Here is a 23003-nt window from a genome sequence, read left to right as displayed (position 1 = left end):
GCACAATTTAGCCGGTCTGAATCCTGGTTTACAGGTTGCCATGCAGGCTGAGCATGCAGTAAATCACCATGCCTGCGACCACCAGCCCGCCACCAAAGCGGTGCAGCAGGCGATCGGGTAAGCGGGTCATCGTCAGGATCATGCGTCGCCAGGCGCGCGGCATAAACATCGGTCCCAACCCTTCCAGCACTAATACCAGCGCCAGTGCCATCCAGATGCTTGTTTTCATCTTGCTACCCAAAAAAAAAGGCCGACAACATTGTCGGCCCACAGGTTATATCAGTTCTTAACGGGTCGCGTTAGAGGGCGCCTTCATATATCGGAAGAAGTCGCTATCCGGGCTTAACACCATCACATCCTGATTTTCACTGAAGCTGTTTTCATAAGCACGCAGGCTACGAATAAAGGCGTAGAAGTCCGGATCTTTGCTGAACGCATCAGCAAACAACCGTGCCGTTTCCGCATCGCCGTCACCGCGGGTAATCAGCGCTTCACGCTGGGCTTCAGCCAGAGTGCGTGTCACCTGATAATCAGCCTGAGCACGCAGTTTTTCTGCCTCTTCCTGACCCTGCGAACGCTGGCTACGTGCTACTGCTTCACGCTCAGCACGCATACGGTTGAAGATCGCGTCTGACACTTCGGTCGGCAGGTTGATCTGCTTGATGCGCACATCCATCACCTGAATACCTAATGCCGCCATACTGTTCGGATTCGGTGCTGGCTCGCTGCTGTTGGTTTCACGTTCAACACGGGCCGCTGCGCTGGCAATCGCGTCATCCGCCGCTGGGGTTGCGATTTCATCATCGCTGCCTGCAGAACCGGTGTTCAGCGCGTCACGTACATCCGTCGTCAGGCGACCCCGTGAGTCCGTTACGATATCTTTCACATCCAGGCGGCCCATTTCAGAACGTAAGCGGTCACTGAACTTACGTTTCAGCAGCACTTCCGCCTGAGAGACATCACCGCCACCTGTAGCCAGGTAGTAGCGACTGAAATCACTGATACGCCATTTGATGTAGGAGTCCACGATCAGATCTTTCTTCTCTTTCGTGACGAAGCGATCGGCCTGGTTATCCATGGTCTGAATACGTGCATCCAGCGTTTTAACCGTTTCCAGGAATGGGATCTTGAAATGCAGACCCGGCGCGAATACCTGCGGTTTGTTTTCGCCATCGCGCAGGACTTTACCGAAGCGCAGGACAATGCCTCGCTCCCCTTCCTGCACCACAAACAGCGACGCATAGAGCGCCACCAGCACGACAATGATCAAAAATACTATTGGCTTACGCATCGATTACTCTCTCCCTTCGCGCTGGCTGTCGCTGCGCTGAGCATTTGCCCGACGCTGATCCATGATGTTGTCCGGACTGTATGACGACGTGTCATTGCGGCTGGCGCTGCGATCCGAGATAGCTGGCAGCGAAGAACTGTTACTGCCCTTCTGACCGCTCTGGCCCGGGGCAGCCTGCGTGCCACGCATCAGTTGATCCAGCGGCAGCACCATCAGGTTGTTACCCCGATCGTTAACCAGTACTTTGCGGGTATGGCTCAGCACACGTTCCATGGTCTCGATATAAAGACGCTCTTTGGTGATTTCCGGAGCGGCTTTATATTCCGGCAGAATCTTGGCGAAACGCGCCACTTCACCCTGCGCTTCCAGGACGGTACGCTCTTTGTATGCGCGCGCCTCTTCCAGAATACGTTGCGCCTTACCGTTAGCACGCGGCTGAACTTCGTTGGCATAAGCTTCTGCTTCACGGACGTACTGCTCACGGTTTTCGCGTGCAGCTATCGCGTCATCAAACGCAGACTTCACCTCTTCCGGCGGACGGGCAGCCTGGAAGTTGACGTCAACGACCGCAACGCCCATGTTGTAAGGACGAATTGTTTCGTCGATTTCACGCTGGGTTTCGCTTCGCACCACGGTACGGCCTTCGGTCAGAATGCGGTCCATGGTAGAACGGCCAATGACGCCGCGCAGCGCACTGTCAGTCGCCTGACGCAGACTGTCATCCGCGCTGGTCACAGCATAGAGATAGCGTTCAGGATCGGTCACGCGGTACTGCACGTTCATTTCAACGCGCACGACGTTCTCATCCGAGGTCAGCATGACGCCAGAAGCGGCCAGTTCACGCACCGATTCCACGTTAACCGCACGCACCTGATCAATGAACGTTGGCTTCCAGTTCAGACCCGGTTCGACCAGGTGACTGAACTTACCAAAGCGCGTCACCACGCCACGTTCCGCTTCTTTGATGGTGTAGAAACCGCTTGCAGCCCAGATGACTACAGCAGCAACAGCCACGATGCCAACAATTTTGCCACCGCTGCCGGAGCCGCGCTGACCGTTGTCGCTCTGTTTGCCACCGCCCAGTCCACCAAGCTTCTTGCTCAGCTTACGGAAGATATCATCCAGATCAGGAGGCCCGGATTCCCGTCCTCCCTTATTCCCCCCAGAGTTGCCGCCTTGATTATTGCTGCTTCCCCACGGGTCGCGGTCCTGTCCGTTATTTCCGGGCTGATTCCACGCCATGTCTCTACTCCATTTATTGTAATTACGATTTACCCGTCATCTTTCAGGCTGTTGCTACGTTGGCTGCTTTCACTCACCCCGGTCACTTACAGGAGTAAGCTCCCGGGGATTCGTTTAATTGCCGCCTTGCTACAACCTGAAATCTTTTGGGTAAGTTGGATTGGGAAATATCAAACAATGTAACTGGTCAGCGACGGTTCCTGCTTACATAAACGCATCCACTCAATAATGGGCATACGTATCTGCAATCCTACACTGCCGTCTTCTTCATTCCACTCTTTCTCAATCGCCTGCAACTGATAGAACCGGCTGCGAAGACGCCCCGCTTCTGGTGGCAGACGTAACGCGTGCTGGGCAATTTCACCCGACAGACGCTCTGAGAGGGCCTGCCATAACAACGGAACGCCAACGCCGGTCTGGGCGGAAAGCCAGACGCGAATCGGCAGGTTCTCTTCGTTACGATCGATACGCGGTTCGAATCCGTCGAGCATATCGATTTTATTCATCACCAGTAACGTCGGAATTTCGTCCGCTTCGATCTCTTCCAGAACGGCATCAACGGCGGCAATATTTTCTGTGACGCGAAGATCAGCGCCATCGATCACGTGCATTAACAGCGTCGCCTGACGTGTCTCCTGCAGCGTGGCTTTAAAAGCGGCAACCAGATCGTGAGGAAGATGGCGAATAAAGCCGACCGTGTCCGCCAGCACCACATCGCCGACATCGGCAACATTCAGACGGCGCAGAGTGGGATCGAGTGTCGCAAACAGCTGGTCTGCGGCAAAGACGTTGGCAGAGGTCATGGCGTTAAAGAGGGTCGACTTGCCGGCGTTGGTGTAACCCACCAGCGAAACTGTTGGCACATCCGCTTTGGCACGAGACTGACGTCCCTGCTCACGCTGTTTCTCAACCCGCTCAAGACGAGACAAAATCTGGCTGATTCGTCCGCGCAACAGGCGGCGGTCTGTTTCTAACTGCGTTTCACCCGGACCACGTAAACCGATACCGCCTTTCTGGCGTTCAAGGTGGGTCCAGCCGCGCACCAGACGTGTTGCAAGATGGCGCAGCTGTGCCAGCTCAACCTGCAATTTACCTTCGTGGGTACGTGCGCGTTGGGCAAAGATATCCAGGATTAAACCGGTGCGATCAATAACCCGGCATTCGCACAGGCGCTCGAGGTTTCTTTCCTGAGCGGGTGTAAGGGCATGATCGAATAATACGACCGATGCTCCAGTTGTTTTTACCGCATCGGCAATTTCAACGGCCTTTCCTTCACCGACAAAATACTTGGGATGTGGCGCTTTACGGCTGCCAGTAACCACTTGCAGCGCCTCAACGCCAGCAGAAGAGACCAGGGTTTCGAACTCCTGCAAATCTTCTACTTCTTTGTCTTGGGAGAACCAGATGTGTACCAGTACGGCCTGCTCACCGGCTTCATAACGGTCAAACAAGCTATAACCTCGCTAAATAAAAGACCAGGACGGAAAACCTCTGTTCTCCGTTCCTGGCTGTACGGTGACGCGTTATTCTGCGTTATCACCGTCTTGTTGTGGCTGTGGCTGCGCAGTCGTGTTGCTGCCGCCATGATGGTAATTGTTGCTGCCGCCACCGGTATTATTGCTATGGTGAGAAACCGGGCGCGAAGGAACAACGGTAGAAATGGCGTGCTTATAAACCATCTGACTTACCGTGTTTTTCAACAAAATGACGAACTGATCAAATGACTCAATCTGACCCTGCAGCTTAATACCGTTAACCAGATAAATCGAAACCGGAACACGTTCACGACGCAGTGCGTTCAAAAACGGGTCTTGTAATGATTGCCCCTTAGCCATTCTATCTTTTCCTTATATGCTTGTTGTTTGTTGCTAGTAGAACCTATGGTTCGAAAAAAACTGCGTAAAAATTTGCGCACGATAACCCATCAATTGTACACAATCACCCATGCTTCGCACTAAGAACCTGTAACACTGTATCACGCGCCAGCCGGGGCTCGTCACTGTCAAGCCAGTGAACATTTTCCCAACCGCGTAACCAGGTCATCTGTCGCTTAGCAAGCTGCCGGGTCGCGCAAATTCCACGATAAACCATCTCGCTGTAATCGATTTCGCCCGATAAATAAGACCACATCTGACGATAGCCAACACAACGAATGGAAGGCATGTCCGTATGCAAATCACCTCGTGCAAAAAGGGCCCGAGACTCCGCTTCAAATCCTGACGCCAACATCTGCTCAAAACGCAACGCGATGCGCTGATGCAGCAATTCACGGCTCGCGGGGGCGATGGCAAACTGTTGCACGTCGTAGGGTAACGCTTCACCGGATGTTTTTGTCAGTTCCGTTAAAGTTTTACCCGAAATAAAAAAAACTTCCAGTGCTCGCGAAAGTCTCTGCGGATCATTCGGATGAATACGACTGCCGGCAACCGGGTCGATTTCACACAGCTGACGGTGTAAAGCATCCCAGCCTTTTTCACGCGCCGTTTGCTCTATCTGCTGACGAACCTCGGGATCGGCCGAGGGCAACGGCGACAATCCTTCAAGTAACGCCTTGAAGTAGAGCATGGTTCCACCAACAAGCAACGGTATTCGTCCGGCTTCAACGATCTCCGCCATTTCTGCTAAAGCATCACGCCGAAACTCCGCTGCCGAATAGGCTTCTGCGGGATCGCGGATGTCGAGCAGACGATGGGGCGCCACTGCTAACTCCTCAGCCGACGGTTTCGCCGTGCCAATATCCATCTGACGATAGATTAAGGCAGAATCAACGCTGATTAGTTCCACTGGTAACTGCTTTCGCAACTCAATTGCTAAAGCAGTTTTGCCAGACGCCGTGGGTCCCATCAAAAAAATAGCCTTTGGCCGGCCAGCCTGGTTTAGTTCACTCATGCTTCAACGCGTTAACCGCGCTCTCAATCTCTATGGGCTGTAATAAGCCTGAAGGCGGCGATTTCAGTAGCTGGGGGCAAAGCCGTTCAAGCTCTGCCAGCAGGTTGATCGCCTGTGAGTGATTCCAGTCGGAGGACTCTGTTTCCTGACGTCGTGCCAGCCACTGGGCCAGTTGCGTCGCAGAGTTCTCCTGCTGCCGGGCGAGATAGCCTAACAGCTCAGGAATCAAGATTTGTAAATTTTGTGTTCGTAACGGTAAAGGCACCGCGCGCAGGGTCACGTGATCCCCTTCGATCTGAAGATCGATGCCCATCTGATTGAGCAGGCTGCTATTTTCTTTGGCCGACTGACGCTCATCAAGGGCGATTTTCAGCCGTACCGGAATGAGCAGCGGCTGCGGTTTAAGTCCCTCTTCACCCGGTTCAAGCTGCGCCTGTTTCAGCCAGCGCGCCGCAACCGGCAGCGCCATCAGCATTAATTTCTGATCCTGCTCCAGCAGCGCATAGTGATTGTGCAGCACCGTCAGTACCCGGCCAAAACTCTGGGCATGGGCCGCCAGCGGCGAGGGTCTTTCAGCCAGAGGCGGTGCCGGCTCGCGGGCTTTGGGCGGCGGAGTGGTGCTGACAGGGGTTTTCAGCAGCTGCTGATAAACCGCGCCTTCACGCTGACGATAAACATTCTCTTTGTTCTGCCAGGCGGGTGCCGCTGCAGGCTGCGCTTCACGCGCGGGCGCTGAGGGTTTTCGCTCACCGCCGGACGCCGCAGGCTGAGCAAAATGGTTTCCCCCGGCCGCCTGACGGTTTTCAGGCTGCCAGCGCGGCGCAGGTTCTTCTGCCTGCAGCGCAGGCAAGGTGGGTGCCGCCATCGCCTGAAGGGCGCTGACCACACCCTGATAAATAAAATCATGCACCAGACGTGACTGATGAAACCGCACTTCATGCTTGGCCGGATGAACGTTGACATCCACCTGATGCGGATCGATCTCCAGATAGAGCACGTAAGCGGGCTGCTGGTCATCCTGAAGCTGGGTCTGGAACGCCTGGCGGATAGCGTGGTTGATCAGCTTATCGCGCATCATCCGGCCATTGACGTAGCAATACTGCAGATCGGTGACCTGGCGCGAGCCGGCCGGATCGGCGACCCAGCCGCGCAGCGAGAGGTCATCATGCTGCCAGTCGATTCGCAGCGCATGCTGCATAAAAGTGGTGCCGCAGATCGCCGCCAGTCGCCGTTCGCGCTGGCTCTCCTCGCTGACGGCCCGATACTGGCGCATCATCTTGCCGTTGTGGCTCAGCGAAATCGCGACGTCAAAACGTGCCAGTGCAATACGCCGGATCACTTCGTCGATATGACCGAACTCGGTTTTCTCAGTGCGCATAAATTTGCGGCGTGCCGGCGTGTTGTAAAAGAGATCCAGCACTTCCAGCGTGGTACCACAGGGATGCGCCGCCGGTTTCACCGTCACCGTCATATCACGCCCTTCCGCATAGGCCTGCCAGGCTTCGGTTTGATCGGCGGTACGTGAGGTTAAGGTCAGGCGGGAGACTGAGCTGATACTGGCCAGCGCTTCACCGCGAAAACCCAGGCTCATGATCGCTTCCAGGTCATCGAGTGAGGCTATTTTACTGGTGGCGTGTCGGGCCAGCGCCATCGACAGCTCGCTTTTCACGATGCCGCAGCCGTTGTCACGAATGCGGATAAGCTTCGCGCCGCCCTTTTCAATATCAACATCAATGCGTGTCGCACCCGCATCCAGGCTGTTCTCAACCAGCTCTTTGACAACCGATGCGGGACGCTCAACTACTTCACCCGCCGCAATCTGATTTGCCAGCTGGGGCGGTAAAATTTGAATCGGCATGGTTTTCCTTTTAGCTGGCAGCCCGGCGCAGTGGCCGGGCAAACAATCAGGATGCAGGAATTTTCAGGTTCTGCCCCAACATGACGTTGGTCGACTTCAGATTATTGGTCTGCATTATCGCTTTCGGGCTGACGCCATAGTGGGCGGCAATACCGATCAGTGAATCACCGACCACAACTTTATGGCGCACCATACCGCGTGGCGCGGCGCGCGTGGTACGACTGGCCGCCGCGCTGGCCGGAACTTTCAATCGCTGTCCGACCCAGACCACATCCCGCTTCAGGGTATTCATCTCACGCAGGGTGTCCATGCTGACGCCATACTTCGCGGCAATGCCGGACAGTGTCTCACCGCGCGCGACCGTATGACGCTGAGTCACACCGGTATATTGCGTTACCCCGGTCGCCGGATTACTGGCTACGCTGACCACTGGCGACGAGCCCAGCGGCCGGTTTTCCTCCTTTGGGATGGATTGTAGCGGGTGCGCCAGGAAATAAGTGCGCAGACCTCTGTAGATCGACTGCGCAATCTTATCCTGGTGTGCGCTACTGCCAAGCAGTCGCTCCTCCGAGTAATTGCTGATAAAGCCCGTTTCCACCAGCAGGGATGGAATATCCGGTGAACGCAGCACGCCAAGGCTGGCATGCTCAGGCAGGCGTTTATGCAGTGACGTTACGCCACGCAACTGCTGCAACACTTTCTGCGCGATGTCATAACCTACACGCTGCGAGTGACCAAACTGCAGGTCCAGTACCGCCTGGCTGAGGTAAGGGTCGGCCTGACTGTTCGCCAGCAGGTCGCCCGCGCCGCCCAGCAGTTCAGACTGTTTCTCTTTCTGCTCCAGCCAGTTAGCCATCTCGTTATTCGCGCGACGGTTGGATAACACCCAGACCGACGCACCGGTCGCCGCATGACTCGGTGCGGCGTCAGCGTGAATTGAGACCAGCACGTTGGCATTGGCCTTACGCGCCACATCGGAGCGGCCCATGACCGAGATGAAATAGTCGCCATCACGCGTCAGCACGCCTTTGAACATCGGGTCGTTGTTCAGCAACACCCTCAGTTTACGGGCAATCGCAATCGTGACGTTCTTCTCTTTCAGGCCACGTTGCCCGATAGCGCCGGGATCCTGGCCGCCATGTCCGGCATCAATCGCCACAATCACGGTGTCATTCTGACTGACCGCACTGCCTGGACGCACGGTGCTGGCGGTGCTGGTCACGGACGTTACCGGACTGGCATTAAACGGGTTAACCGCGTCGGCACTCTGAGTCGGCACAGGCCGCGGGGCGGTGACTGGCGCAGGCACACTGCGCGTAACCGCGGGTGCCTTACCGGTAATGGTGAAGACCACGCTGTAGCTGTTGCCGTTGCGCTGGGTAACCGCACGGGTTTTACCCGCCTGCGTCAGTTCAAACACCAGCCGCACGCTCTGTTTATCTTTAGGGGTGCTGGTACGAATCCGCTTTACGATATTTTCGCCGCTGAAGTTAAGCGGCAGCCCCTGCACCACGCCACTCTGGCGTACATCAAGTACCACGCGATTCGGGTTGTGCAGGGGGAAGAAGGCGTAGACAGGCTGTCCGGCAAAGTTCAGGGTGATGGTGGCCTGACTGTCACCATTGGCCACTTTGATATCGGACAGGGTGGCAGCAAAAAGGGGCGTACAGACCAGCAGTAACAGGGATACCAGCGCTATTTTCATCCGTGACATCATGCCTGATCCCTGCCCTGACCAAATTGTTCAAGCGATTGCTGGCCCGACGGCGATTGTGCCGTCAGCTCTGCTTCACGCGCCTCACCCACATAACGCAGCGTTAAGGTGAGATCGGGTGACGGCAGGAAACCGGCACCCTGCTGCGGCCACTCCACCAGACAGATGGCATCGCCGCTGAAGTAGTCACGGATACCCATGAACTCAAGCTCTTCAGGATCGGCCAGGCGATAGAGATCGAAGTGATAGAGCGTACGGTCATTCAGCTGGTAAGGCTCAACGAGGGTGTAAGTGGGGCTTTTAACGTTACCCTGATGACCCAGCGCCTGCAGAAAGCCGCGGCTGAAGGTGGTTTTACCCGCCCCCAGATTGCCATAGAGATAAATGACTGCCGCGCTGCCACAGGCGCGCGCCAGCTGAGCGCCCAAACTGAGCGTAGCCGCCTCATCGGGCAAAGAGATAACACAGGTCTTCATGCTTCTTTATTCATCTCAGGATTAACAAACTGCCACAGCAGATCCAGTAAATCAGTTGCGAGCATACCGCGGGTACCGCGTTCTTCAGCCACCGCATCGGCCGCTGCACCATGAGCCACACAGCCAGCGCAGGCCGCATCAAACAGCGTCAGTTTCTGACCCACCAGCGAGGCGATAATTCCACTCAGGAGATCGCCCATACCGCCAGAGGCCATACCGGCATTGCCGACATCCGCAAAGGCCATTTCGCCCTGCTCGCTGGCAATCAGCGTACCGGCACCTTTCAGTACCACGACACCACCATAACGCTGCGCCAGTGTCTGCGCTGCATGTAAGCGGTCACTCTCAATTTCACTGGTCTCGATATTCAGCAAACGTGCCGCTTCGCCAGGATGCGGCGTAATAATGCGATTCTGACGTTTCTCAGCACTGATTGCCAGCAGGTTAAGCGCATCCGCGTCCCAAAGCATCGGCTTTTCACTGCCCGCGACCTGCTTCAGCGCCCGCTTTCCCCACTCGCGCTGACCCAGACCCGGTCCAATCGCGATAACATCGGCCCACTCCAGCGCTTCTGTCAGCCGTTCGTCGGTCAGTTCATCGACCATGATTTCGGGCCGGGCGGTAAGAATCGGAATAATATTATCTTTGTGAGTAAGTACTCGCACTAACCCGCTACCGCTGCGTAGCGCGGCTTCTGCGGTCATTCGCACCGCACCAGCGGTACCGGCATCCCCTCCCACGACCAGCAACCGGCCGTGACTGCCCTTGTGCGAGGTCGGTTTACGCGGTTTTAGCCAGCGGGTTAAAGCGCTGGCATCGTATCGCGCGATGGGCGCCGCTTCGCCCGCCAGAAAAGCGGCCAGACCGAGATCGGCATAATAGAGCTTTCCGATATAGTCTCGTGCCTTGCCGGTGATCTGACCTGGTTTCAGTGCAACCACACTCAGCGTATGGCTGGCATTAATCACCTCACCAGGCGCAGTGCCGTTGCGGGCGGATAAGCCGGAAGGCATATCAATGGCGAGTATCGGTGCCGCATGGGCGTTAGCCTGCTGGATCAGCGTGGCATAGGGTTCTGCAGGCGCACGATTGCTGCCGGTTCCCAGCAGCGCATCGACAATCACATCGATCTGCTCTGGCCAGGCCGCATCAGCCGCGTGAATTTCACCGCCCGCATCCAGCCATGCGTCCCGCGCGCGCTGCGCATCTTCAGGCAACGCTTTTTCACTTTCGCACGCCAGCAGCGTAACGGTTTTGCCCGCCGCCTGACCCAGTCGCGCCAGCACATAGCCATCGCCACCGTTGTTACCGTGGCCACACAGAATCAGCCAGTGGCTGGCTTCTGGCCAGTGCGCAGTCAGATGCTCATAAGCGGCCTGTCCGGCACGCAGCATCAGCTCATACAGGGTAATCCCGAGTGTATCGGCCCCCTGTTGCTCAAGCTGTGCCACGGCCTGCGCAGGCCAGACAGAATATGGTAAACTGCGGCTGTTTTTCTTCGAATCCTGGTCACTCATGTCATACCCTCTCGATCTTCATCAATTCGCACAACAGATTAAACAGTGGGGATTAAATCTCGGCTTTCAGCAGGTCGGCATCACCGATACCGATCTCAGTGCGGAAGAGCCGCGCCTGCAGGCGTGGCTGGACAAGCAGTATCATGGCGAGATGGAGTGGATGGCGCGACACGGCATGATGCGGGCGCGTCCTCATGAGCTGCTACCCGGTACGCTGCGCGTCATCAGCGTCCGCATGAACTACCTCCCGGCCAAAGCCGCCTTTGCCAGCACGCTGAAAAATCCCCGACTGGGCTATGTCAGTCGTTATGCATTAGGTCGTGATTACCACAAAGTATTGCGCAATCGACTGAAAAAGCTCGGGGAAATGATCCAGCAGCATTGTGGCGAACTGAATTTTCGCCCGTTTGTGGATTCGGCACCGCTGCTTGAGCGACCGCTGGCGGCCAAAGCGGGACTCGGCTGGACCGGTAAACATTCGCTGATACTGAATCGGGAAGCGGGCTCGTGGTTTTTCCTCGGCGAACTGCTGATCGATATTCCGCTACCGGTCGATACCCCGCAGCCGGAGCAGTGTGGCCGCTGTGTCGCCTGCATGACCATCTGCCCCACCAGCGCTATCGTCGAGCCTTACGTCGTCGATGCCCGTCGCTGCATCTCCTATCTCACCATTGAGCTGGAGGGGGCTATCCCGGAAGCGTTTCGCCCGCTGATGGGCAACCGGATTTATGGCTGTGATGACTGCCAGCTGATCTGCCCATGGAATCGCTATGGACAACTCAGTGACGAAAGTGATTTTTCACCGCGGGCCGCGTTGCATGCGCCGGAGCTGGTCGATCTGTTTCAGTGGGATGAAGCGAAGTTTTTACGCATCACTGAAGGCTCAGCGATTCGCCGCATTGGTCATTTACGCTGGCTGCGCAATATTGCCGTCGCGCTGGGTAATGCGCCCTGGTCGCCCGAAATCGTTCAGGTGTTAGAACAACGAGTGGGTGAGAGCGAACTCCTGGATGAACATATCCTGTGGGCAATCACACAGCAGCAGCAGAAACGACAGCTACTCGTGGTTGAAGTGCAGCCTGCCCAGCAGAAGCGGCTGGTTCGTGCAGTAGAGAAGGGTTTACCGCGTGATGCGTGATTGAACAGGTCTGGCACCTGTTATCGTTTTCCACATGCTGTGAATAAAAATAAAAAGCTGTTGTCATTCAACTGCAACAACGCTGATTTCTCTGCGAAATAACATATTGAAATATTTTCATAGATATAAATATCAACAACTTATGTAAAAGTTGTGTTTATTTAATAATGAGGCTATCGCTTCGGTTAAAGCACAAACCTGTGGATAACTCTGTTCAGAAACAATTTACAGATCGCCGTAAAGGGCGCTAAGGATGGGGTATCGTGCTGTGGATAACCTTCAGGAAACAATCAAAAATCACGCGACGTAAAACAGCCGGAAAACGGACTGAAACAGGGGTGATGTTAAAACTGGAGCGGGAAACGAGACTCGAACTCGCGACCCCGACCTTGGCAAGGTCGTGCTCTACCAACTGAGCTATTCCCGCATAGAAGGGTACTGCTTAATCAAAACTGGAGCGGGAAACGAGACTCGAACTCGCGACCCCGACCTTGGCAAGGTCGTGCTCTACCAACTGAGCTATTCCCGCAAAGAGGTTACTGCATACTTTTTAAATCTGGAGCGGGAAACGAGACTCGAACTCGCGACCCCGACCTTGGCAAGGTCGTGCTCTACCAACTGAGCTATTCCCGCGCCTTGTACCGTTAATAAATTCTTCACCGGTACGGGGTGCGCATTATACGAGAAATCGTTGCTGCTGCAAGCGTCTGAAAGCAAAAATTTTCGCTTTCTGCGCGTTTGCTGATTAAAACAGCAAACTGGTGATTTCATGCGCACCCGCTGGCGGTTAAAGCTGCAAAAAGTGCTCGCGGTAGTATGCCAGCTCCGCTACAGACTCGCGGATATCATCCAGCGCCTGGTGCGTGCCGCCTTTTTTGAAGCCAGGCAGGATATCCGGTTTCCAGCGACGCGCCAGCTCTTTCAACGTACTGACATCCAGATAGCGATAGTGGAAATAGGCTTCCAGCTCAGGCATGTACTTAAACAGGAAGCGGCGATCCTGTCCGATGCTGTTGCCACAGATAGGTGAGGTATTCGCCGGAACCCACTGTTTCAGGAACTCAATGGTCGCCAGCTCCGCTGCGCGGTCGTCAATCTTACTCTCCTTTACCCGCGCAACCAGACCGCTGTTAGTGTGCGTGCGGACATTCCACTCATCCATCAGCGCCAGCTGCGCATCGGACTGATGAACGGCCATGACCGGCCCTTCCGCCAGAATATTCAGGTTGGCGTCAGTCACCAGGGTCGCAATCTCAATAATGCGATCGTGCGTCGGATCAAGTCCGGTCATCTCAAGATCAATCCAGATCAGATTCTGTTCATTTCCAGTAGCCATGCTGTTTCCTGCGGTTGCTGTAGTCGTCATTCACGATGAATAAGGTGTATCATAGACGTTTTGCCCAGCCGGGCGAAATCTGGCTAATGCTGTGAGGGTGAGTGAGTAAAAATAAACTGTCGAAAGGCCAACAACGTCGCGTAAGCGCTAACCACGATCGCCGTCTGAACCAGCGCAGAGAGCGTCCGGAAGCGGATGACAACCTGTTTGGTGAAGCTGCAGATGGGGTCGTTGTCAGTCGTTTTGGCATGCATGCTGATGTTGAGGATAGCGCAGGCGTCGCCCACCGCTGCAATATCCGCCGTACTATCCGTTCGCTGGTAACCGGCGACCGGGTGCTGTGGCGTCCGGCCACCAGCGGCGGCAAAGGCATTGTTGAAGCGGTGCATGAGCGCACCAGCGTGTTAACCCGCCCCGATTTTTACGACGGCGTGAAGCCGATGGCGGCGAATATCGATCAGATCATCGTCGTGTCGGCGATTCTCCCGGAACTGTCGCTGAATATCATCGACCGCTATCTGGTTGCCAGCGAAACGCTGGACATCGAACCGTTACTGGTCCTGAACAAAACCGATTTGCTGGATGATAAGGCCCGCGCCTTTGTCGATCAGCAGATGGATATCTATCGCGATATTGGCTATCGCGTCGTGATGGTCTCCAGCCGGGCGAAAAACGGCCTGGACGATCTGAAAGCGGCCTTAACCGACCGTGTGAGTATCTTTGCCGGTCAGTCCGGCGTCGGTAAGTCGAGTCTGCTGAACGCCCTGCTCGGCTTCGACAAAGAAGAGCAGGTCGCGATTCTGACCAACGAGGTGTCGGATGGCTCAGGCTTAGGTCAGCACACAACCACCGCATCGCGCCTGTATCACTTCCCGGACGGCGGCGACGTGATCGATTCTCCTGGCGTGCGTGAGTTCGGTTTGTGGCATCTGGAGCCGGAACAGGTTACCCGCGGATTTATTGAATTCCGTGCATACCTGGGCGATTGCAAATTCCGCGATTGTAAACACGGCAGCGATCCGGGCTGTGCCATTCGTGAAGCGGTCGAACAGGGAAAAATCAACCGTTCCCGCTTCGATAACTACCACCGTATCCTGGAGAGCATGGCGCAGGTAAAAACGCGTAAAAATTTCCCTGATGGTGAAAGTTAATCGGTATAACCGCGTCTGAACAGATAAGCCGGTGCATTTTGCGAAGTGTATTCCAGTCGCGCGTTCAGACCGTGCAGCGTGCCGGAAATCGCGTATAGTCGCCATCTGAACGGGGCGCTGCTACAATCCGCCCCCTTTTTTACTACGTCCGGAAATAGCCAGGAGGCTAAGGTGTTTGATCGTTTAAAACTCGGCTTGAATCATATTCTCCCGAAGAAATGGCTGACTGAACTTGCCGGTTGGGGCGCCAGTCGCCGCGGTGGTTGGTTGACCAAACTGGTCATTGACATCTTTGTCTGGTTTTACAAAGTCGACATGGCGGAAGCGCGCAAGCCCGATACCGCCAGCTATCGCACCTTTAATGACTTTTTTGTCCGTCCGCTGAAAGACGATGCACGCCCGGTGGATGCCGACGCCAGCCTTATCGCCCTGCCCGCAGATGGCGCGATCAGCCAGCTCGGACACATCGAAGGCGATCAGATTTTCCAGGCTAAAGGTCATCACTACACCATCGACGCGCTGCTGGCGGGTGATGAGCAGATGGCGGCCCGGTTTGTTGATGGCGAGTTCGTCACCACCTATCTGGCACCCCGTGACTATCACCGCGTCCATATGCCGTGCAACGGCATCCTGCGTGAGATGATTTATGTGCCTGGCGACCTCTACTCCGTTAACCCGCTGACCGCGCGCAATATTCCTAACCTGTTCGCCCGTAACGAGCGCGTCATCTGCTACTTCGAAACCGATATCGGACCGATGGTGCAGATCCTGGTGGGTGCCACCATCGTTGGCAGCATTGAAACCGTCTGGGCGGGCACCATCACGCCACCGCGTGAAGGTGTGATCAAGCGCTGGCACTATCCGGCAGCGGATGATGAAGGCGCCGTGGTACTGCTTAAAGGTCAGGAAATGGGCCGCTTTAAACTCGGCTCTACCGTCATCAACCTCTTCGCACCGGGCCGCGTCAAACTGGCTGAAAGCCTGGAAGCCGAAAGCAAAACCCGTCTGGGTCAACCGCTGGCGATCGCGCTGCCGGTCGCAACAGACATTTCCGACGTCATCGTCGATTAAATTGAGTGTCCTCTGTGCGTTCGATTCTCCTCCTGCTGCTGAGCCTGTGGCTCAGCAGCCCGGCCTTTGCGGCCAGCCTTCCTGACGCCAGCCAGCTTAAACAGCAGCTGGAAGAGATAAAATCGGCCAAAAGCTCCCCGTCGCAGGCGGAGCAGATCCAGACGATTGAAGCCGCCTTAAACTTCCTTTCTGAACGCGATGAATCGCTGGAGCGCGCGGCGCAATATCAGCAGGTCATCGATGACTTCCCGCGTCTGGCGCGTGAACTGCGTCAGCAGATTGCCGCGCTGAGTGACAGCGGGAAAACCGTGCGCAACAACATGAGCAGCGCCGAGCTGGATCAGGAGATTCTCCAGGTCAGCAGCCAGTTGCTGGAAGAAGGTCGTCAGGCGCGGCAGGAGCAGGATCGGGCGCGGGAAATCAGTGATTCTCTGTCACAGTTGCCGCAGCAGCAGACCGAAGCACGCCGGGCGATGACGGAGAGTGAACGTCGGTTGCAGGGCGTCAGCAGCAGTTCGCCGCAGGGCCAGCTGCAACTGGCGGCGCGTCAGGCGGAAAGCGCCGCGAATAAAGCACTCGTCGATGAGCTTGAGCTGGCACAGCTTTCGGCCAACAACCGCCAGGAACTGGCACGGATGCGCGCTGAAGCCCACCAGCGTAAAGCGACTCAGCTCGATAACTATCTGCAGGCGCTGCGCAACCAGCTCAACGATCAGCGGCAACGTGAAGCGGAAGTTGCACTGGCCCGCACCGAGCAACTGGCAGAAAACAGTGGCGATCTGCCGCCTGAGATCAGCGATCAGTTCCGGGTTAACCGCGAACTCTCGGTTGCCCTGAATCAGCAGGCGCAGCGCATGGATCTGGTGGCGTCGCAGCAGCGACTGGCCACCAACCAGATTATTCAGGTCCGTCAGGCGCTCTCTACCCTGCGTGAGCAGTCGCAGTGGCTGGGTGCCTCTAATCTGCTGGGCGAAGCGCTACGGGCGCAGGTCGCGCGTCTGCCGGAGATGCCGAAGTCGCAGCAGATTGATAATGAGATGGCACAGCTTCGCGTGCAGCGTCTCTATTATGAGGATCTGCTGGAGCGCCAGGATGCGCTGCGCAAGGGTCGGCAAACCGATGGTCAGCCCTTAACCGCCGATCAGAAGCGTATCCTTGATGCGCAGCTACGCACTCAGCGGGAGTTGCTCAATTCTTTGATCTCCGGCTGTGACACACTGATTCTGGAAATCACCAAACTCAAGGTCGGCAACACTCAGCTGCAGGATGCGCTGACGGAAGTGAAAGAGGCGACACACCGCTATCTGTTCTGGACCGCCGACGTCAATCCAATTGGTTTAAGTTATCCGCTGGATCTGGCCAAAGATCTTTCCCGTCTGCTGTCGCTGGATACGCTGGGGCAACTCGGCAAAGCGATGGCGATGATGTTTACCAGCCGCAACTCGGTGCTGCCGATCATTGGTGCGTTGCTGCTGGTCGGCTTCAGCATCAGCTCGCGCCGCCACTTCAATGCTTTCCTCGAACGCTCCGCCAGCAAAGTCGGCAAGGTCACCCAGGATCGTTTCCGCCTGACCATCCGTACCCTGTTCTGGTCAATCCTGGTGGCGCTGCCGCTGCCTGTGCTATGGGGTGCGCTGGGTTATGGTCTGCAGAACGCCTGGCCCTACCCTATCGCCGTAGCGATTGGCGATGGCATTACCGCCACGCTACCGCTGCTGTGGGCATTTATGATCAGCGCCGCCTTTGCCCGTCCTAACGGCCTGTTCATTGTGCATTTCCGCTGGCCGCAGAACCGGGTGGCACGCGCCATGCGCTACTACTCGCTGAGCATCGGATTAATTGTGCCGCTGATTATGCTGCTGATCGCGTTTGGCAATCTGGAAGACCGGCAGTTCTCCTCATCGCTGGGCCGTCTCTGTTTCATCCTGATCTGCGGGGCAATCAGCATCGTGACCGTGAGCCTGAAACGTTCCGGCATTCCGCTCTATCTCGATAAAGAGGGAAATGGCGAGAATATGGTAAACCGGATGTTGTGGAATCTGATGATCGCCATGCCGCTGATGGCTGCCCTCGCCTCCGCCGTAGGTTATCTGGCGACCGCGCAGGCACTGCTGGCGCGTCTGGAGACTTCTGTCGCCATCTGGTTCCTGCTGCTGGTTATCTATCACATTATCCGGCGCTGGATGCTGATTCAGCGTCGCCGTCTCGGCTTTGATCGCGCCCGTCAGCGCCGTGCCGACATGCTGGCTAACCGTGCGCGCAGTGAAGAAGAGAAAGAGCAAGGCTCTCTGAACACGGACGCGATTGAAATTGAAGAGCCTGTGATTGACCTGGATGCGATCAGTGCGCAGTCGCTGCGGCTGGTTCGCTCTATCCTGATGCTGATCGCGCTGGTCTCGGTGATTGTGCTGTGGTCAGAGATCCATTCGGCCTTTGGCTTCCTGGAGAATATTCAGCTGTGGGATGTCAGTACGTCCGTGCAGGGCGTGGAGTCGATTCAGCCCATCACCCTGGGGTCGGTGCTGATTGCCATTCTGGTGTTTATCATTACGACCCAGCTGGTGCGCAATATGCCTGCGCTGCTTGAGCTGGCACTGCTTCAGCATCTTAATCTGACGCCCGGCACCGGTTACGCCATCACAACCCTGACTAAATATCTGCTGCTGCTGATTGGCGGGCTGATTGGTTTCTCAATGATCGGGATTGAGTGGTCGAAGCTGCAGTGGCTGGTTGCCGCTCTGGGTGTGGGACTGGGGTTTGGTTTGCAGGAGATTTTTGCCAACTTTATCTCCGGTCTGATTATCCTGTTCGAAAAGCCGATTCGTATCGGCGATACCGTGACGATCCGCGACCTCACCGGCAGCATCACGCGGATCAATACCCGCGCGACCACCATTACCGACTGGGACCGCAAAGAGATCATCGTGCCGAACAAGGCCTTTATCACCGAGCAGTTTATAAACTGGTCGCTGTCCGATTCCGTGACGCGCGTGGTGCTCACCATTCCGGCGCCGGCGAAAGTCAGCAGTGAACAGGTAACCACCATTCTGATTCAGGCGGCGGAACGCTGCAGCTATGTTCTGGACACGCCGCAACCGGAAGCCTTCCTGGTCGATCTGCAGCAGGGGATTCAGTTGTTTGAACTCCGTGTGCATGCCGCTGAGATGGGACACCGTATGCCGCTGCGTCACGAGCTGCATCAGTTGATTCTGAGCGGATTTGATCAGCACGGTATTGAGATGCCGTTCCCGCCGTTCCAGATGCGTATGGAGACCCTGGGCAAGAAGCTGCCTGCCAGCAATGGTACGCCCGCTGCCCGCGCCTACAAATCTGGCGGCCTGTAATGCAAAACGCCCGGCTTTGCCGGGCGTTTTCATTCTGCTGACACACTCTGCTCAGTTTTAATCTTACAGCGGTACATAAACCTGAAGTGCAGGGAACACGGTCAGAAGAGGAAAGCGTCCCGTGCCAGGAATGGCGCGGGCCGAGCACGTCATGGATGACAGCTTTTGCGTCTTTCCGATCTGACCGTGTTTCCTTCGCGGGCTCAATCTTAAATTAAGGCGGGCCAGGATTTGCCAACAAGCAAAACGCCCGGCAAGGCCGGGCGTTATTGCAAGTCTGAGCCGTCAGTTATTGCTTAACGAACTCTTCACCCTGGGCGATATCTTTTTTCAGCGTATCCAGCATGCCTGACAGCGCCTGCTGTTCGAAAGCGCTGAGGGTGCCAATCGGTTTGCGTTCAGCAATCCCGTTTTTACCCAGCAGTAGCGGCTGAGAGAAGAAGCGGGCATGTTCGCCATCGCCTTCCACGTAAGCACACTCCACCACATTCGCCTCGCCTTTCAGCGCACGAACCAGAGACAGACCGAAACGTGCCGCCGCCTGGCCCATCGACAGCGTGGCCGATCCGCCACCCGCTTTGGCTTCCACCACTTCGGTGCCGGCGTTCTGAATGCGCTTGGTCAGATCCGCAACTTCCTGCTCGCTGAAGCTGACGCCATTAACCTGCGACAGCAGCGGCAGAATGGTCACGCCAGAGTGACCGCCAATCACCGGAACTTCCACCTGATCAGGCTGCTTGCCTTTCAGCGCGGCCACAAAGGTATTGGCGCGGATGATATCCAGCGTGGTCACGCCGAACAGACGGTTTTTGTCGTAAACGCCGTGTTTTTTCAGCACTTCTGCCGCGATAGCAACGGTGGTATTGACCGGGTTAGTAATGACGCCAATCAACGCTTTAGGCGCCGTGGTGGCAACCTGCTCGATCAGGTTCCGGACGATGCCGGCGTTAACGTTAAACAGGTCAGCGCGATCCATACCGGGCTTACGTGCCACACCTGCGGAAATCAGTACCACATCGGCACCCTGCAAGGCGGGTGTCGCGTCTTCCCCACTGAAGCCCTCAATAGCAACGGCAGTCGGGATATGGCTGAGATCAACGGCAACGCCAGGCGTAACCGGCGCGATGTCATACAGTGAGAGTTCTGAACCTGCGGGAAGCTGGGTTTTGAGCAGAAGTGCGAGCGCCTGGCCTATGCCGCCAGCGGCACCGAGAACGGCAACTTTCATTCTTAACTCCTTATTAAGGTGGGGCAGAGATGGGCCGAAATTCTATCTGTGTCAGACCTTAATCAACTGCTCAGGCGATGATAAATATCCGCTGTTAATTCTACGTGTTTTCACACTTAATCGCCGGATTCAAAAGTTACTTATCATTGCGCCTGAATGACCGACAACTTTGCCGTCGTCAGACAGAGAACGGCTACGAGCGTTTTCTGTAACTACTTCTGTTACTACACCACCAATAATATAACAACTTTGCAACCTTCGCCTTCCGGGGCTGTGACGGGGGTTTTGGTCTGAGCGGATTTATTTGCTATTATCGCCGCCCGCTAGCCGCCCGAACCCTGCTCATCAATCGACCGATTGCATAAAAATGCATTTAAATGCATAATCACCACTCTGCCGCAGGCGGCTGCGCGGTTATTCTCTCTATTTATTGGTAACCTATGCGAAACCCATCGAAACAAGACGATCTGATCAAGGCCTTCAAAGCCTTATTAAAAGAAGAAAAATTCAGTTCCCAGGGCGAAATTGTTCAGGCGCTTCAGGATGAGGGCTTTGAAAATATCAATCAGTCCAAAGTCTCGCGGATGCTGACTAAGTTTGGTGCAGTGCGCACCCGCAATGCCAAGATGGAGATGGTCTATTGCCTGCCTGCTGAGCTGGGTGTGCCGACTACCACCAGCCCGTTGAAAAACCTGGTACTGGATATCGACTACAACGATGCGCTGGTCGTGATTCATACCAGTCCGGGCGCAGCTCAGCTGATTGCACGCCTGCTGGATTCACTGGGTAAGTCAGAAGGGATTCTTGGCACCATTGCAGGCGATGACACGATCTTCATCACCCGTGCGCGCGACTTTACGGTTAAGCAGCTGCACAGCGCAATCCTCAACCTGTTTGAACAGGAACTCTGATCGCTGACTGACGGCCTGCTAACTCGTGTCAGGCCGTCAGCCTGTTCTCGCTTCCTAACGCTTTGCGTCCATCTACCCGACGATGCGATGAGTAAAAGGCCGCTTTAATGCGCCTGACCATTGGTCAGATCGATTACTCTGCTTCACCTTTTGCGCTATTTTACACTGCTTTACATCACTGATCCGGTAACATTGCCCGGATCCAGATCAATCTCCAGTCCGATATCCCCCCGACTTTCGCACTAAACGTTAAAGTGATCTATCTCACTGTTTTTGTGATTAAAAAGAGACCAAAGGCTATTTTTTACCCGGTTTTTATAACGTTAAGTTATTAAAAGTAGCCATAAGGATAAAGAATCACAAAAAAACATTATTAGCGGGATATTAATTTCTGTCGTTATTAGTTCTATACTTCTTTTCGTGATGCAAATCACACTAACTAGAAAGATAAAAATAGACGACGAGGAAATATCTATGAACGTTAAAACTACCATCGCTGCCCTGAGCATTCTCTCTGCCCTGTCATTTGGTGCTGTGGCAGCAGAATCTATCAATGCTTCTCAGGCTCAGGATCTGCAGGCTGTCGGCACCATCAGTGTCAGCGGCGTATCGGGTTCACCAATGGATATCAGGCAGCAACTCAGCGACAAAGCCGATCAGCAGGGCGCAAAAGCCTATCGCGTGATTGAGGCCTACAACAACGGCAATTATCACGCTACCGCCGCACTGTACAACTAAGGCGTAACCCGATAATGCCAGTGGCTCTCTGTCTGACGCGCCTTTTGCGCTCCGGAGAGCTGAAGCAAAAACTTCAGGAGAGTTGATCATGAAAATGAAATTAGCGATTGCCGCACTGAGCCTGGCATCCCTGTTCTCAGCAGGCGCCAGTGCAGCCAGCCTGGTATCCAATGAACAGGCTCAGGATCTGCAGACAATGAATCAGACCATCAGCATTGGTGGACGTAACGGCGACCAGACGCATATTCGTCAGGTGCTGTCAGAGAAAGCCGATGCACAGGGCGCAAGCCACTATCGCATCATCGAGAACAACCAGGACAACACCTGGCATGTTACCGCTGAGCTTTATAAATAATTAACCGAAATGACGCCTGAATGGCGCATGACACATATCGACGACCCGCCTTACGAGTAACCGCAGGTTGTTGATTGTATTGAGGAAATAATCATGAATATCAAAACAACCATCGCTACAGTCAGTCTGCTTTCCGTTATGGCGTTCGGCGCCTCAGCTGCACAGCTGGTAACCGGCGACCAGACGCAGAACCTGCAGCCTGCGGGCACCGTAAGTATCAGTGGAACCGCGGGCGCACCTATGGATTACCGCGCTGAGCTTTCACAGAAAGCGGATGAACAGGGTGCAAGCGCCTATAAAGTGATTGAAGCGCGCACCGGTGATAACTATCACATCACCGCACAGCTTTATAAGTAACTCCTCGTCAGATTTATGACGAACCCTTTGGCCCCGCTCGCCGGGGCCTTTTTTCATCTGACGTTTATCTGACATTAAAGTGCAGCCGGCCTTCCAGCTCCTCTTCTGCTTCATCAAATAACAGAATCAGCGCGCCATAGCGCCGTCGCTGTCCCCTGCCCAGATTGACGAACTCAATCTCCAGCGGCATCGGTAACAGATCGCCCGTCACCACATCCCATAGTCCATCCAGATCGCAGATGCGGCGCTCCTCCAGCGCAAATCGCTCGGCAAACTGGCGGAAGAAATGGGCCTGGTCGACAATTTCATTAAAATCAAAACGCTCGATTTTCATGCTGACGGCTCCCATGCTCCGTCTGCGGGCGACCTGCGCCGCCCGACTGTGTC

General features: G+C 55.4%; 21 protein-coding genes and 3 tRNA genes. 8 read left to right on the top strand and 16 right to left on the bottom strand.

Annotated features, from left to right (window positions below; translation table 11 throughout):
• Window positions 1-28 precede the first annotated feature (28 nt).
• The 10 genes from PU624_RS06415 to nnr all read right to left on the bottom strand — a co-directional run bounded on the left by PU624_RS06415 (window position 29) and on the right by nnr (window position 10987).
• Window positions 29-229 (bottom strand): DUF2065 domain-containing protein, encoded by a 201-nt coding sequence (locus tag PU624_RS06415; RefSeq protein ID WP_010256126.1) that lies wholly within the window; start codon window positions 227-229, stop codon window positions 29-31.
• A 57-nt stretch (window positions 230-286) separates the two neighbouring features.
• Window positions 287-1291 carry a protease modulator HflC gene (gene hflC, locus PU624_RS06410; RefSeq protein ID WP_003855319.1) on the bottom strand — a complete coding sequence of 335 codons (1005 nt, stop codon included), beginning with the start codon at window positions 1289-1291 and terminating at the stop codon, window positions 287-289.
• Between the two features lie 3 nt (window positions 1292-1294).
• Window positions 1295-2533, bottom strand: a complete 1239-nt coding sequence (hflK, locus tag PU624_RS06405; RefSeq protein WP_090966221.1) for an FtsH protease activity modulator HflK — start codon at window positions 2531-2533, stop codon at window positions 1295-1297.
• A 170-nt stretch (window positions 2534-2703) separates the two neighbouring features.
• Window positions 2704-3984 (bottom strand): ribosome rescue GTPase HflX, encoded by a 1281-nt coding sequence (gene hflX, locus PU624_RS06400; RefSeq protein ID WP_283546982.1) that lies wholly within the window; start codon window positions 3982-3984, stop codon window positions 2704-2706.
• 72 nt (window positions 3985-4056) lie between these two features.
• Complete coding sequence (gene hfq / locus PU624_RS06395; protein WP_010256116.1) at window positions 4057-4368, bottom strand: RNA chaperone Hfq; 312 nt, start codon at window positions 4366-4368, stop codon at window positions 4057-4059.
• Window positions 4369-4471: 103 nt separating this feature from the next.
• Window positions 4472-5422 carry a tRNA (adenosine(37)-N6)-dimethylallyltransferase MiaA gene (gene miaA / locus PU624_RS06390; RefSeq protein WP_283546981.1) on the bottom strand — a complete coding sequence of 317 codons (951 nt, stop codon included), beginning with the start codon at window positions 5420-5422 and terminating at the stop codon, window positions 4472-4474.
• Window positions 5415-7280: a DNA mismatch repair endonuclease MutL gene (gene mutL / locus PU624_RS06385; RefSeq protein WP_283546980.1), complete on the bottom strand. Its 1866-nt coding sequence runs from the start codon at window positions 7278-7280 to the stop codon at window positions 5415-5417. The genes miaA and mutL overlap by 8 nt, the downstream gene beginning before the upstream one ends.
• Before the next feature lie 46 nt (window positions 7281-7326).
• Window positions 7327-8997, bottom strand: a complete 1671-nt coding sequence (amiB, locus tag PU624_RS06380) for an N-acetylmuramoyl-L-alanine amidase AmiB (RefSeq protein ID WP_283546979.1) — start codon at window positions 8995-8997, stop codon at window positions 7327-7329.
• Window positions 8994-9470 carry a tRNA (adenosine(37)-N6)-threonylcarbamoyltransferase complex ATPase subunit type 1 TsaE gene (tsaE, locus tag PU624_RS06375; protein ID WP_283546978.1) on the bottom strand — a complete coding sequence of 159 codons (477 nt, stop codon included), beginning with the start codon at window positions 9468-9470 and terminating at the stop codon, window positions 8994-8996. Before tsaE ends, amiB begins: the two co-directional genes overlap by 4 nt.
• Window positions 9467-10987: a bifunctional ADP-dependent NAD(P)H-hydrate dehydratase/NAD(P)H-hydrate epimerase gene (nnr, locus tag PU624_RS06370; protein WP_283546977.1), complete on the bottom strand. Its 1521-nt coding sequence runs from the start codon at window positions 10985-10987 to the stop codon at window positions 9467-9469. Before nnr ends, tsaE begins: the two co-directional genes overlap by 4 nt.
• Here nnr and queG point away from each other — a divergent pair.
• Window positions 10986-12125, top strand: coding sequence for a tRNA epoxyqueuosine(34) reductase QueG (queG, locus tag PU624_RS06365; RefSeq protein WP_283546976.1), 1140 nt, complete (start codon window positions 10986-10988; stop codon window positions 12123-12125). The two genes, nnr and queG, sit on opposite strands and share 2 nt — an antisense overlap.
• 351 nt (window positions 12126-12476) lie before the next feature.
• Here queG and PU624_RS06360 read toward each other — a convergent pair.
• From PU624_RS06360 to orn, 4 genes are all read right to left on the bottom strand, one after another.
• Window positions 12477-12552, bottom strand: a tRNA-Gly gene (locus PU624_RS06360).
• Between the two features lie 26 nt (window positions 12553-12578).
• A tRNA-Gly gene (locus PU624_RS06355) sits at window positions 12579-12654 on the bottom strand.
• 28 nt (window positions 12655-12682) lie between these two features.
• Window positions 12683-12758 (bottom strand) — tRNA-Gly (locus PU624_RS06350).
• A 154-nt stretch (window positions 12759-12912) separates the two neighbouring features.
• Entirely contained in the window at window positions 12913-13461 is a 549-nt protein-coding gene (orn, locus tag PU624_RS06345) for an oligoribonuclease (protein WP_090966237.1), read from the bottom strand.
• A 101-nt stretch (window positions 13462-13562) separates the two neighbouring features.
• On the opposite strand from orn, the gene rsgA reads away from it, so the two are divergent.
• From rsgA to mscM, 3 genes are all read left to right on the top strand, one after another.
• Window positions 13563-14612: a small ribosomal subunit biogenesis GTPase RsgA gene (gene rsgA / locus PU624_RS06340; protein WP_283546975.1), complete on the top strand. Its 1050-nt coding sequence runs from the start codon at window positions 13563-13565 to the stop codon at window positions 14610-14612.
• A 171-nt stretch (window positions 14613-14783) separates the two neighbouring features.
• Window positions 14784-15683, top strand: coding sequence for an archaetidylserine decarboxylase (asd, locus tag PU624_RS06335; RefSeq protein ID WP_090966242.1), 900 nt, complete (start codon window positions 14784-14786; stop codon window positions 15681-15683).
• 14 nt (window positions 15684-15697) lie between these two features.
• A complete protein-coding gene (gene mscM, locus PU624_RS06330; RefSeq protein WP_283546974.1) occupies window positions 15698-19027 on the top strand; it encodes a miniconductance mechanosensitive channel MscM in 3330 nt (1109 codons plus the stop codon).
• A 289-nt stretch (window positions 19028-19316) separates the two neighbouring features.
• On the opposite strand, the gene mdh is transcribed toward mscM, so the two are convergent.
• The gene (gene mdh / locus PU624_RS06325; RefSeq protein ID WP_283546973.1) at window positions 19317-20255 is read right to left on the bottom strand and encodes a malate dehydrogenase; all 939 of its coding nucleotides are present in this window, start codon (window positions 20253-20255) and stop codon (window positions 19317-19319) included.
• A 440-nt stretch (window positions 20256-20695) separates the two neighbouring features.
• Here mdh and argR point away from each other — a divergent pair, with 440 nt between their 5' ends.
• The 4 genes from argR to yhcN (PU624_RS06305) all read left to right on the top strand — a co-directional run bounded on the left by argR (window position 20696) and on the right by yhcN (PU624_RS06305) (window position 22616).
• Entirely contained in the window at window positions 20696-21166 is a 471-nt protein-coding gene (argR, locus tag PU624_RS06320; RefSeq protein WP_009087485.1) for a transcriptional regulator ArgR, read from the top strand.
• Window positions 21167-21640: 474 nt separating this feature from the next.
• Window positions 21641-21904: a peroxide/acid stress response protein YhcN gene (yhcN, locus tag PU624_RS06315; RefSeq protein ID WP_283546972.1), complete on the top strand. Its 264-nt coding sequence runs from the start codon at window positions 21641-21643 to the stop codon at window positions 21902-21904.
• An 88-nt stretch (window positions 21905-21992) separates the two neighbouring features.
• Window positions 21993-22259 (top strand): YdgH/BhsA/McbA-like domain containing protein, encoded by a 267-nt coding sequence (locus PU624_RS06310; RefSeq protein ID WP_283546971.1) that lies wholly within the window; start codon window positions 21993-21995, stop codon window positions 22257-22259.
• A gap of 93 nt (window positions 22260-22352) precedes the next feature.
• Window positions 22353-22616 carry a peroxide/acid stress response protein YhcN gene (gene yhcN, locus PU624_RS06305; RefSeq protein WP_090966252.1) on the top strand — a complete coding sequence of 88 codons (264 nt, stop codon included), beginning with the start codon at window positions 22353-22355 and terminating at the stop codon, window positions 22614-22616.
• A gap of 64 nt (window positions 22617-22680) precedes the next feature.
• Here the strand turns inward: yhcN (PU624_RS06305) and PU624_RS06300 are convergent, their stop codons facing one another.
• The gene (locus tag PU624_RS06300; protein ID WP_090966317.1) at window positions 22681-22950 is read right to left on the bottom strand and encodes a barstar family protein; all 270 of its coding nucleotides are present in this window, start codon (window positions 22948-22950) and stop codon (window positions 22681-22683) included.
• Between the last annotated feature and the right edge of the window lie 53 nt (window positions 22951-23003).

It is taken from the genome of Pantoea sp. Lij88, assembly GCF_030062155.1.
Classification (GTDB): domain Bacteria; phylum Pseudomonadota; class Gammaproteobacteria; order Enterobacterales; family Enterobacteriaceae; genus Pantoea.
Note: the sequence above shows the minus strand (reverse complement) of the source record. Positions and strands in the feature narration are given on the sequence as shown.